The sequence below is a fragment of the Bacillus cereus group sp. BfR-BA-01347 genome (assembly GCF_022663835.1).
Classification (GTDB): Bacteria; Bacillota; Bacilli; order Bacillales; family Bacillaceae_G; genus Bacillus_A; species Bacillus_A thuringiensis_K.
In genome coordinates this window covers 68,693-80,274 of record NZ_JAKUGG010000022.1, presented here as the reverse complement: position 1 = coordinate 80,274, position 11,582 = coordinate 68,693, and the positions used below count along the sequence as shown (strand labels likewise).

The window sequence follows — 11,582 nt, the reverse complement described above, 5'->3', positions numbered from 1 at the left end:
TCTTCTTATTTTAAAATATTTGCAATATATGTTTGAAGTTCTTCTACTTTTACTTCTTCAGACTCACCTGTAGCACGTACTTTCACTTCTACAATACCTTCGTCTGCTTTTTTACCGACTGTAACACGAACTGGAAGACCGAATAAATCTGCATCTGCAAATTTAACACCTGCACGTTCTGCACGATCGTCTAATAACACTTCATAGCCTTGTTCTTGTAATGAGTTGTAGATATTTTCACCCATTTCACGTTGTGCATCAGATTTCATATTTACTGGAATTACATGCACATGGAACGGTGCTACAGCTTTTGGCCAAACTAAGCCGTTCTCATCGTTAAACTGCTCTGCAATTGCTGCAACTGTACGAGATACACCGATACCGTAACAACCCATAATAAGTGGTTGTGTTTTTCCGTTTTCATCTAGGAATGTTGCGTTCATTGCTTCACTATAACGAGTTCCTAATTTGAATACATGACCAACTTCAATTCCGCGTGCGAAAAGAATTGTTCCGTTTCCATCTGGAGATTGGTCTCCTTCTTGAATGAAGCGTAAATCTGTATATTGATTTACTTTAAAGTCACGTTCTGGATTTACATTTACATAATGGAATCCTTCTTCATTCGCTCCTGAACATCCGTTAACAATTGATGCTACAGCATGATCAGCAATAATTTCGATATCACCTGTTACATTAATCGGTCCTAATGAACCAACTTCACAATTTAATAATGCTTTTACTTCTTCATGAGAAGCAAGCTCAACAACTGAAGCGCCGTATACATTTTTCACTTTCACATCGTTTACTTCGTGATCACCACGAACAAGTACAACTACTAATTTCTCATCTACTTTAAATACCATAGACTTAATGCACTTGTCAGCTGCAATGTTTAAGAATGCAGATACTTCTTCAATTGCTTTTTGGTCTGGTGTTGCTACTTTTTTAAGTGCTTTTTCGGCTTCGTCACTCTTCGTATACGTAGCTACAACAGGAGCCATTTCGATGTTTGCTGCATAATCAGATGTGTCAGAGTATGCAATTGTATCTTCACCAACTTCAGATAATACCATAAATTCATGTGTATCTTTTCCGCCCATTGCTCCAGAATCAGCAATAACTGCACGGAAATTCAAGCCACAGCGAGCAAAAATGTTAGAGTATGCTTTATATAAGCGATCGTATACTTCATCTAAGCTCTCTTGTGTAGCATGGAAAGAGTATGCATCTTTCATTAGAAACTCTCTTCCACGTAATAAGCCGAAACGAGGTCTTTGCTCATCACGGAATTTTGTTTGAATTTGGTATAATGTTAACGGTAATTTTTTATATGATTTCACTTCATCACGCACAAGGTCCGTAATTACTTCCTCATGTGTCGCTCCTAATGCGAATTCACGAGCGTTACGATCTTTCATACGCATTAATTCAGATCCGTAAGAATACCAGCGACCTGATTCTTGCCATAATTCTGCAGCTTGCATAGCTGGCATTAATAATTCTACAGCTCCTGCGCGCTCCATTTCTTCTCGAACGATACGTTCTACTTTGTGTAATACTTTTAATCCAAATGGTAGAAAGCTATAAATACCAGAAGCATTTTGACGCATAAAACCTGCACGAAGTAATAGCTGATGACTCTTAATTTCAGCATCAGCTGGAACTTCACGTAATGTAGGACTGAATACCATACTTTGTTTCATTTATTTGCACCTCTTCATTTTACTCTTACACGCAGTAAAACCCCTCACCTCGAGTTAGGTGAGGGATTTTATTCTACGAGCTCTATTTCATTATAAGTTTCACTTTATTTTACAAGAAAAACTTACGAATGTCATTCCAAGTTACAACTAACATAAGTAACATTAATAATGCAAAACCAATAAAGTGAACCATTCCTTCTTTTTGGCGGTCAATTGGTTTCCCTCGTAACGCTTCAATTAAGAAGAAGAATAAACGGCCACCATCTAAAGCAGGAACTGGTAATAAATTAAATAAACCAAGATTAATGCTTAGAACTGCAGCTAAACTTAGTACACGCGTAAACCCATAATCTACAACTTGATCTGTTAGATTATAAATTCCTACTGGACCTGACAACTCATTAATAGAAAATTGACCAGTTACTAATTTAACAAGAGATTCAAAAATTAGTTTCGTCCATTGGTACGTTTGTTCAAATCCTGATTTAATAGAACCCATTACTGTTTTCTCTACAGGAGAATAAACACCGATTCTACCAACTTCGTCTTTTCCTTCTTTATCGAGTGTTGGCGTTACTTTCACATTAAACTGTTCATTATCACGCTTTACTTGTAACGTAATTTCTTTATTTGGGTTTTCACGTACAATAGTAACAACATCTTTCCATGTACTTGTGTTTTTCCCATCAATAGCTTGAATTGTATCATTCTCTTTCAATCCAGCTTGCTGTGCTGCACTGTTATCCATCACTTTTCCGACCATTGGTTTGTCAATAGGAACCCCTTGTACAAATCCAAGAATCACAAAAATAACAAATGCTAAAATGAAGTTCATTGCAGGACCCGCAAAGATTGTTAAAGCGCGTTGCCCTAGTTTTTTCGAGCCAAATTGTCTATTATACGGAGCAATTTGAATTTCTTCCCCCGCAGTAATAATACGAGCCTTTTCATTCACTCGGAACGTTTGAAGCTCTTCCTCGTACTCTTCATAGCCCGAAATTGTTAAATTATGCTCCAAATCAGCTTGTTCGACTTCAATAACACGAACATTTGGATACTTTTCATATCCATCAAAAACTAATTTCACAACTTCGTCTTTTTCATTTAATACAAGGCCAACCTTTTTCCCAGGCTTTAACTCAACTGTGTCCGCATCCTCGCCAGCCATTCTTACATAGCCACCAAGGGGCAGTAATCGAATCGTATACACCGTTTCATTCTTTTCAAATGAGAATATTTTCGGACCAAAACCAATCGCAAACTCGCGGCATAAAATACCTGCTCTTTTTGCGAAATATAGATGCCCTAGCTCATGGAAAAATACGAGTGCACCGAAAATTAATATAAAGGCAATCGCTGTATTCAATTCCATAACCACCTTTGCTAAATTTGTTCCATCACAAACCGTCTTGTGGCCGCATCAATTTCCAAAATTTCCTCTAAGCTCGGTCGTGCAATGACATTGTGATGGTTCATTGCTTTTTCAATGAGGTCTTCCACTGTTAAGAAACCAATTCTCTTTTGTAAAAAGGCTTCAACAGCTACTTCATTCGCTGCGTTCATTACAGCTGGCATACTTCCACCTGCTTTTCCAGCTTCATACGCAAAACGTAAACAACGGAATCGTTCTTGGTCCATTTTCTCAAAATGCAACGTCCCTATTTCCCATAAGTTTAACTGTTTTGTGTCTGAAAGAGGCAATCTATCAGGATATGTAAGTGCGTATTGAATTGGTACTCGCATATCAGGTGAACCAAGCTGCGCCATTACACTACGATCTTCAAATTCAACCATAGAATGGATAATACTTTCTTTATGTAAAACAACATCGATTTGCTCATAAGGGATACCAAAAAGCCAATGTGCTTCAATTACTTCTAGTCCCTTATTCATCATTGTAGCAGAATCAATTGTAATTTTCGAACCCATTGACCAGTTTGGATGTCGAAGCGCATCTTCTACGGTCACATGATGCAATTCATCCCTCGTTTTATCACGGAAACTTCCACCAGAAGCCGTTATAATAAGACGAGAAATTCTTTTTTCATTTTCACCATTCAAGCATTGAAAAATAGCCGAATGTTCACTATCTACTGGAAGTAACGAAACATTATGTTTTCGTGCTGCTTCCATTACAAGATGTCCTGCAGTTACTAACGTTTCTTTATTTGCAATTCCAATTGTTTTTTTCGCCTCGATTGCACGAAGTGTTGGTAACAACCCTACGCTACCTACAACAGCATTTACTACAATCTCCGCATCTGGATGTAATGCTACTTCTAAAAGTCCTTCACTACCATATACAATTTTTGTATTACCAGAAACAGATTGTAATTTTAAAACATCTTCCTCTCTTTGCACAGAGACGATTTGCGGAGAAAATTCTTGAATTACCTTTACTGCGTAGTCAATATTTTTCCCTACAGAAAAAGCAACGAGACGGAATTGGTCTGGGTGCGAGCGTAATACATCTAAAGTTTGTGTACCAATTGATCCGCTTGCACCTAATAAACTAATGTTTTTCATGACTCCAACCCCTCGTTCATTTATTAATTGTATTGTAATAAGAAGTAGAGAATTGGTAAAACGAATAACCAACTATCTGTTCGGTCTAATATACCACCATGCCCAGGTAAAATTGTACCTGAATCTTTTACGCCATAATGACGTTTAAATGCAGATTGTACCAAATCACCAATTTGTCCAAAAATAGAAATGATAATTGTCAGCACAATTAAAATTACTACATTCGATTCGACTGGGAAGAACACATTGTAAACAAGTGCCACAATAATTCCACAAACGATGCCACCTAATGAACCTTCAATCGTTTTATTTGGACTAATTTCTGGCCACAATTTTCTCTTGCCCAATGCTTTTCCTACGAAATATGCGCCTGAATCAGTAGCCCATATAACAAATAATGCGCAAAATACATATTTAATTCCTAATATTCTCGTTTCATTTAAATATAAGAATCCCATTGCCACATATGTCGTTGCCATCAGTAAAAATGAAGCATTATCAAAAGTAAATGTATTCTTAGAAAGGACTGTATATGATAAAAGTAATAAAACAATCACAAATGTGATTTCCAATTTACCTAATCCAATCCATGTAAACAGTTCTGATGCACTACTTGGAATTAAAAGAATCCACAATAATACTGCAGCTAAAACTGTCGGTACTGAAATAAGCGTAAGCTTATTCATACGAATTAATTCATATAAACCTATAGAAGCAAGTGCATACACTAAAACCGTAAAAGGCACGCCACCGTATATTACGATGGGAATGAATAGCGCGGCAGCAACCACTCCAGTAATAATTCTCTGTTTCACTACCAAACCCTCTCTTTCTACACGCCTCCGAATCTGCGCCCTCTATGTTGAAAGTCAGTAATCGCATTTAGCAAATGTTCTTCTTTGAAGTCTGGCCAATACACGTCTGTAAACCAAAACTCCGAATATGCAATTTGCCACAACATGAAATTACTAATACGTAGCTCTCCGCTTGTTCGGATTAACAACTCTGGATCAGGTAAAGAACTCGTCATTAAGTAGGAGGAAAGCATTTCTTCACTTACCTCTTCAGAACGAATTTTTCCTTCCTCATTATCTTTCATCATATGTTGCACAGCAGAAACGATTTCATCTCGACTCCCATAGTTTAACGCGAAATTAAGAATTAATCCCGTATTCTCTTTCGTATCTTCCATGGCTTTCTCCATCGCTCTGCGTGTATGCGTAGGAAGACGATCTTTTTGCCCTATTACTCGGACTTGTACGTTTTCTTCAATCAATTCTGGTAAAAATGTACCTAGAAATTCTTCTGGAAGCTTCATTAAATAATCAACTTCCTTTTTCGGTCTTTTCCAGTTCTCAGTTGAAAAAGCATAGAGAGTTAACACTTTCACATTAAGTTTACTTGCAAATTTTGTAATTTTCTTTACAACTTGCATACCTTCATGATGTCCCGCAATACGAGGCATTGCTCTCCTCTTTGCCCATCTTCCATTCCCATCCATAATGATGGCAATATGTTCTGGGATATATCCTTTTTTCACTTCTTCAACGAGATGATCAAACGATGTGTCCTTTTTACCTTTAAAAAAAGGAAAGTTTTTAAACATCATTCATACCCTCCAGCAAGCAGACGTATGCCTAAAAGTGTAAAAAGACCCCCTTAAGAAGAGGGTCATATTTGCGAAGTTATCGCTATTACACTTCCATGATTTCTTTTTCTTTGTTTTTTGCGATTTCGTCAACTTTTGCAATATATTTATCTGTTTCTTTTTGGATATCTTCAGTATATCCTCTTAAATCATCTTCTGTAATCTCGCCAGCTTTTTCAAGCTTCTTAAGATCATCATTTCCGTCACGACGTACGTTACGAACAGCAACTTTTGCTTCTTCAGCATATTTTTTCACAACTTTTACAAGATCACGACGACGCTCTTCTGTTAATGCAGGGAATGCAATACGAATTACAGTTCCATCATTAGAAGGGTTTAAGCCTAAATCTGCTTTTAAAATTGCTTTTTCAATATCACCGATAGAAGTTTTATCATAAGGTTGAATTACTAGTAAACGCGCTTCTGGAACTGTAATGTTCGCTAATTGCACAACTGGTGTTGGTGCACCATAGTAATCAACTTGTACCTTATCTAATACAGACGCGTTTGCACGGCCAGCACGAACTGTTGCTAATTCACGAGAATAAGCAGCAACTGCTTTTTCCATTTTTTCATTTGAAGACTTCAATACTTGTTGTCCCATATTTATTTCCCCCTTACCACTGTTCCGATATTTTCGCCTAAAACGGCACGTTTAATATTACCTTTTTCCATAACTGAGAATACAATTAATGGAATATCATTATCCATACATAGAGAAGAAGCTGTAGAATCCATTACACCTAAACCTTCTTTTAATACGTCTAAGTAAGTAAGCGTTTCGTATTTCGTAGCTGTTGGATCAATAGATGGATCCGCATTATATACACCATCCACATTGTTTTTCGCCATTAAAATTACATCTGCTTCAATTTCTGCCGCACGTAATGCTGCTGTTGTATCTGTAGAGAAGTATGGGTTACCTGTACCTGCTGCAAAGATAACAACACGTTTTTTCTCTAAGTGACGAACTGCTTTACGACGAATGTAAGGTTCTGCAACTTGACGCATCTCAATTGAAGTTTGTACACGAGTTTGAATTCCGATATTCTCCAAGCTATCTTGAAGAGCTAATGAATTCATAACTGTCGCTAACATGCCCATGTAATCTGCCCCTGCACGATCCATGCCCATTTCACTTCCAATTTTCCCACGCCAAATGTTACCGCCACCAACAACAACAGCAACCTCTACATCAAGTTCTGCAATTTCTTTTACTTGTTCCGCAACTGACTTAATAACAGTTGGGTTAATTCCAAATCCTTGCTCTCCAGCTAAAGCTTCTCCACTTAGCTTTAAAACGACACGATTATATTTCGGTTTACTCATAATGAACCTCCAATTGCTTACATCTTTATTTTAAAAAAGGGAACACAATGTGTTCCCTAATCTGTATTAGTTACTACCTTTTACTTGGTTCATTACTTCTTCAGCAAAGTTGTCTTCGCGTTTTTCGATACCTTCACCAACAGCGTAGCGAACGAATCCTTTTAATGTTCCGCCTTTAGACTCAACGAACTGACGAACTTTCATATCAGGGTTTTTAACGAATGCTTGGTCAAGTAAGCAAATCTCTTCGAAGAATTTGCCTAAACGGCCTTCAACCATTTTCGCAACGATTTTCTCAGGCTTGCCTTCGTTTAATGCTTGTTGTGTTAATACTTGACGCTCATGCTCAACTTCTTCAGCTGTTACAGCATCGCGGTCGATGTATTTAGGGTTAACTGCAGCGATGTGCATTGCAACATCTTTAGCAGCAGCTTCATCAGTAGAACCTTCAAGAACTGTTAATACACCAATACGTCCACCCATGTGTAGGTAAGCGCCGAATGCATCTGCATCAGTTTTTGATACGATTTCGAAACGACGTAGTGTAAGTTTTTCACCAATTTTAGCGATTGCTTCGTTGATGTGCTCTTCAACTTTTTTACCGTTTTCCATTGTTTGAGCCATAGCTTCTTCAACGTTAGCTGGTTTGTTAGTTAATAAGTGAGCAGCTAATTCTTTAATTAGTGTTTGGAAACCTTCGTTTTTCGCAACGAAATCAGTTTCAGAGTTTAATTCTAAGATTAAAGCGTCATTACCGTTTGTTTCGATGAAAGTTAAACCTTCAGCAGCAATGCGGTCTGCTTTTTTAGCAGCTTTCGCAATACCTTTTTCACGTAAGAAGTCAATTGCCTTCTCCATGTCGCCGTTAGTTTCTGTTAAAGCTTTTTTGCAGTCCATCATACCTGCGCCAGTTTTTTCACGTAATTCTTTTACCATTTGAGCAGTGATTGCCATACTTTTCATCCTCCTAAAATATGTATTTATACCTTTTATAAAGGTGTTTATACCTTAAAAAAGGTGATAAAAGGCCGAACCCCTTATCACCTTTCCAACTTTGTTACGCAGTAACAGTTTCTTCACCTTGTTTTGCTTCAAGGATCGCGTCTGCCATTTTAGATGTAAGAAGTTTTACAGCACGAATTGCATCATCGTTTGCTGGGATAACGTGATCGATTTCGTCCGGATCACAGTTTGTATCAACGATACCGATGATTGGAATGTGTAATTTGCGTGCTTCAGCAACTGCAATACGCTCTTTACGAGGGTCTACTACGAATAATGCACTTGGAAGACCTTTCATATCTTTAATACCGCCTAAGAATTTCTCAAGACGCTCTAACTCTTTTTTAAGTTGAACAACTTCTTTCTTAGGAAGTACTTCGAAAGTACCATCTTCTTGCATTCTTTCGATGTCTTTAAGACGCTTGATACGCTTTTGGATTGTTTGGAAGTTTGTTAAAGTTCCGCCTAACCAACGTTGGTTAACGAAGTACATACCAGCACGAGTTGCTTCTTCTTTAATAGCTTCTTGTGCTTGTTTTTTAGTACCTACGAATAAGATGTCTCCGCCTTCAGCAGCGATGTCGCGCATCGTTCTGTAAGCTTCCTCAACTTTTTTCACAGTTTTTTGTAAGTCGATGATGTAGATACCGTTACGCTCTGTGAAAATGTAACGCTTCATTTTTGGGTTCCAACGACGAGTTTGATGTCCGAAATGAACACCAGCTTCAAGCAATTGCTTCATAGAAATTACTGACATAATATAGTTCCTCCTAAATGGTTTTTGATATCCTCCGTTTACTTCATCTCTAAGCGAAACTACAAACGTAGCACCAACACTTAAATCAGTAAACGTGTGTACTTTGTACTGACACCACTGCTTACTATATCATACTGAAATATTTCAATCAAGTCGAAAATGCGAACAATGTAAAACTTTCTTTGTTCATACTCGAATTCTAGTATTACCAACCTTCATTTCTTTTAAGCAAAAAAGTAAATACAATTAATAGTTTTCCCAGAAAACACGCTTATGACACTTTTCACAAGCACCATCTATACATTGCACAAAAAAACTCTCCTCAATCGAGGAGAGTTTTTTATAAATTAGTTTGTTTTTAATTTAGCAAGTTCCTGTAGAAACTTGTCGTTTAGCACTTTAATGTATGTTCCTTTCATACCTAAAGAACGAGACTCAATAACACCAGCACTTTCTAATTTACGTAGTGCATTTACGATTACAGAACGAGTAATTCCTACGCGATCAGCAATTTTACTTGCAACAAGTAAACCTTCTGTTCCATTTAATTCTTCGAAGATGTGCTCAATTGCTTCTAACTCACTGTAAGATAATGAGCTGATCGCCATTTGAACAACAGCTTTACTACGTGCTTCCTCTTCAATTTCTTCTGCTTTTTCACGCAAGATTTCCATACCAACAACAGTTGAGCTGTACTCAGCAAGGATTAAATCATCATCTAAGAACTCTTGACCAAGACGAGCTAATACTAATGTACCTAGACGCTCACCGCCACCAACGATTGGTACGATTGTAGTTAAACCTTGACCAAATAATTCTCTGTTTTCTACTGGGAATGCTGTGTAAGCACTGTTCACATCTAAGTTTGAAGATGTTTCTGTAATGTTGAATAAGCTTTGTGTATATTCTTCTGGGAATTGACGTTCTGCAAGCATTTGCTTCATGCGTTCGTTTTCGATTTGTTGGTGAATTGCATAACCTAGTAATTTACCACGACGGCTAACTACGAATACGTTTGCTTCGATTACTTCACACATTGTGTCAGACATTTCTCTAAAGTTTACAGGCTTCCCTGCTGCGCTCTGTAATAACGCATTTAATTTTCTCGTTTTTGCTAATAATTCCATTTCAAAAGTTCCTCCTACATGTTACTCACATATTTTTTCATCACTTGGAAACTAGGGCGAGTCACCTGATGACACTATTACAAAATAAACTGGCTCACATCTTTATTTTTAGCAATTGTTGCTAATTTCTCCTCAACGTATTGAGGTGTTATCGTTATTTTCTCTAACGTAATTTCAGATGCTTCAAACGATAAATCTTCAAGGAGCTTCTCCATAATCGTATGAAGTCTTCTTGCTCCAATATTATCTGTATCCTGATTAACTTGATAAGCAATCTCAGCAATCTTACGAATAGCTTCGTCTGAAAATTCAATTTCTATACCTTCAGTCGCTAATAATGCCATATATTGTTTAATTAACGCATTGTCAGGCTCGATTAATATTTTAACAAAATCGTCTGTCGATAATTTTGTTAATTCTACTCGAATCGGAAATCTCCCTTGCAATTCCGGAATTAAATCCGACGGTTTAGACATATGGAACGCTCCAGCTGCAACGAATAAAATATAATCCGTTTTTACTGATCCGTATTTTGTCGCAACATTCGATCCTTCTACAATTGGCAAAATGTCACGTTGCACACCTTCACGTGATACATCTACGCTATTCGACTGCTTACCAGCAATTTTGTCAATTTCATCAATAAAAATAATCCCGAGCTGTTCAGCACGATAAACAGCCTCTTGTGTAACTTCATCCATATCAATTAAGCGCTGTGCCTCTTCATTTGTCAAGAGTTTTCTTGCTTCTTTTACAGAAAGTTTACGTTTTTTCGTTTTTTTCGGCATAAAACTTCCTAGCGCATCTTGGAAATTCATTCCCATTTGTTCCATGCCAGTTCCTTGTAACATATCAAACATGGAAGACTGTTGTTCAGTCACTTCAATCGATACAATTTCTTCTTCAAGAAGCCCTGCAGCAAGCTTTCTCTCCACATCTTGACGTTTCTTTTCGATTTCAACATCTTCTTGTGTATCAGACGTTTGATTCGAATTTTGAGCGCCTCCAAAAAGCATCTCTAATGGATTTTTAAATCCAGATTGCTTCTCCGGACTCGGCACTAAAATTTCAACAAGACGTTGATTCGCTTGCTCTTCTGCTTTATCTTGAACTTTCACTACCATTTCTTCTTTTACAATACGAACCGATGTTTCCACCAGGTCACGTACCATCGACTCTACATCTCTACCCACATATCCAACTTCTGTGAATTTTGTAGCCTCAACCTTAATAAAAGGTGCTCCAACGAGTTTCGCCATTCGTCGTGCTACCTCTGTTTTCCCAACACCTGTCGGTCCAATCATTAAGATGTTTTTAGGTGCAATTTCGTCACGTAAATTTTCAGCTAATTTACTGCGACGATATCGATTTCTCAACGCTACAGCAACCGCTTTCTTTGCGTCTTTTTGACCGATGATGTATTGATCTAATTTTTCCACAATTTGGCGCGGAGTAAAATGTAAATGCATATAAAATGCCTCCCTTAC

At 37.5% G+C, this 11,582-nt stretch carries 11 protein-coding genes; all 11 read right to left on the bottom strand.

Annotated features, from left to right (window positions below; translation table 11 throughout):
- Positions 1–5: 5 nt before the first annotated feature.
- The 11 genes from MR143_RS25525 to hslU all read right to left on the bottom strand — a co-directional run bounded on the left by MR143_RS25525 (position 6) and on the right by hslU (position 11,564).
- Positions 6–1,706, bottom strand: a complete 1,701-nt coding sequence (locus tag MR143_RS25525) for a proline--tRNA ligase (RefSeq protein WP_000814326.1) — start codon at positions 1,704–1,706, stop codon at positions 6–8.
- A 109-nt stretch (positions 1,707–1,815) separates the two neighbouring features.
- Positions 1,816–3,072 carry an RIP metalloprotease RseP gene (rseP, locus tag MR143_RS25520; RefSeq protein WP_001090243.1) on the bottom strand — a complete coding sequence of 419 codons (1,257 nt, stop codon included), beginning with the start codon at positions 3,070–3,072 and terminating at the stop codon, positions 1,816–1,818.
- A gap of 17 nt (positions 3,073–3,089) precedes the next feature.
- On the bottom strand, positions 3,090–4,232 hold the full coding sequence (gene dxr / locus MR143_RS25515) for a 1-deoxy-D-xylulose-5-phosphate reductoisomerase (protein WP_000790373.1): 1,143 nt from the start codon (positions 4,230–4,232) through the stop codon (positions 3,090–3,092).
- A 23-nt stretch (positions 4,233–4,255) separates the two neighbouring features.
- Entirely contained in the window at positions 4,256–5,047 is a 792-nt protein-coding gene (cdsA, locus tag MR143_RS25510) for a phosphatidate cytidylyltransferase (RefSeq protein WP_000813592.1), read from the bottom strand.
- Between the two features lie 17 nt (positions 5,048–5,064).
- The gene (gene uppS, locus MR143_RS25505; RefSeq protein WP_000971296.1) at positions 5,065–5,841 is read right to left on the bottom strand and encodes an isoprenyl transferase; all 777 of its coding nucleotides are present in this window, start codon (positions 5,839–5,841) and stop codon (positions 5,065–5,067) included.
- Between the two features lie 85 nt (positions 5,842–5,926).
- Positions 5,927–6,484: a ribosome recycling factor gene (frr, locus tag MR143_RS25500; protein ID WP_000531501.1), complete on the bottom strand. Its 558-nt coding sequence runs from the start codon at positions 6,482–6,484 to the stop codon at positions 5,927–5,929.
- 2 nt (positions 6,485–6,486) lie between these two features.
- Entirely contained in the window at positions 6,487–7,209 is a 723-nt protein-coding gene (pyrH, locus tag MR143_RS25495) for a UMP kinase (protein ID WP_000042668.1), read from the bottom strand.
- Positions 7,210–7,275: 66 nt separating this feature from the next.
- Positions 7,276–8,163, bottom strand: a complete 888-nt coding sequence (tsf, locus tag MR143_RS25490) for a translation elongation factor Ts (RefSeq protein WP_001018578.1) — start codon at positions 8,161–8,163, stop codon at positions 7,276–7,278.
- 103 nt (positions 8,164–8,266) lie between these two features.
- Positions 8,267–8,968: a 30S ribosomal protein S2 gene (rpsB, locus tag MR143_RS25485; RefSeq protein WP_000111485.1), complete on the bottom strand. Its 702-nt coding sequence runs from the start codon at positions 8,966–8,968 to the stop codon at positions 8,267–8,269.
- A gap of 347 nt (positions 8,969–9,315) precedes the next feature.
- Positions 9,316–10,095, bottom strand: a complete 780-nt coding sequence (codY, locus tag MR143_RS25480; protein ID WP_000421290.1) for a GTP-sensing pleiotropic transcriptional regulator CodY — start codon at positions 10,093–10,095, stop codon at positions 9,316–9,318.
- Positions 10,096–10,172: 77 nt separating this feature from the next.
- Positions 10,173–11,564 (bottom strand): ATP-dependent protease ATPase subunit HslU, encoded by a 1,392-nt coding sequence (gene hslU / locus MR143_RS25475; RefSeq protein WP_000550078.1) that lies wholly within the window; start codon positions 11,562–11,564, stop codon positions 10,173–10,175.
- Between the last annotated feature and the right edge of the window lie 18 nt (positions 11,565–11,582).

Coding starts and splice junctions, on each gene's coding strand:
- tsf (WP_001018578.1), bottom strand. CDS start 8,163: ATGGCAATCACTGCTCAAATGGTAAAAGAATTACGTGAAAAAACTGGC.
- hslU (WP_000550078.1), bottom strand. CDS start 11,564: ATGCATTTACATTTTACTCCGCGCCAAATTGTGGAAAAATTAGATCAA.
- codY (WP_000421290.1), bottom strand. CDS start 10,095: ATGGAATTATTAGCAAAAACGAGAAAATTAAATGCGTTATTACAGAGC.
- frr (WP_000531501.1), bottom strand. CDS start 6,484: ATGGGACAACAAGTATTGAAGTCTTCAAATGAAAAAATGGAAAAAGCA.
- uppS (WP_000971296.1), bottom strand. CDS start 5,841: ATGATGTTTAAAAACTTTCCTTTTTTTAAAGGTAAAAAGGACACATCG.
- rpsB (WP_000111485.1), bottom strand. CDS start 8,968: ATGTCAGTAATTTCTATGAAGCAATTGCTTGAAGCTGGTGTTCATTTC.
- MR143_RS25525 (WP_000814326.1), bottom strand. CDS start 1,706: ATGAAACAAAGTATGGTATTCAGTCCTACATTACGTGAAGTTCCAGCT.
- pyrH (WP_000042668.1), bottom strand. CDS start 7,209: ATGAGTAAACCGAAATATAATCGTGTCGTTTTAAAGCTAAGTGGAGAA.
- dxr (WP_000790373.1), bottom strand. CDS start 4,232: ATGAAAAACATTAGTTTATTAGGTGCAAGCGGATCAATTGGTACACAA.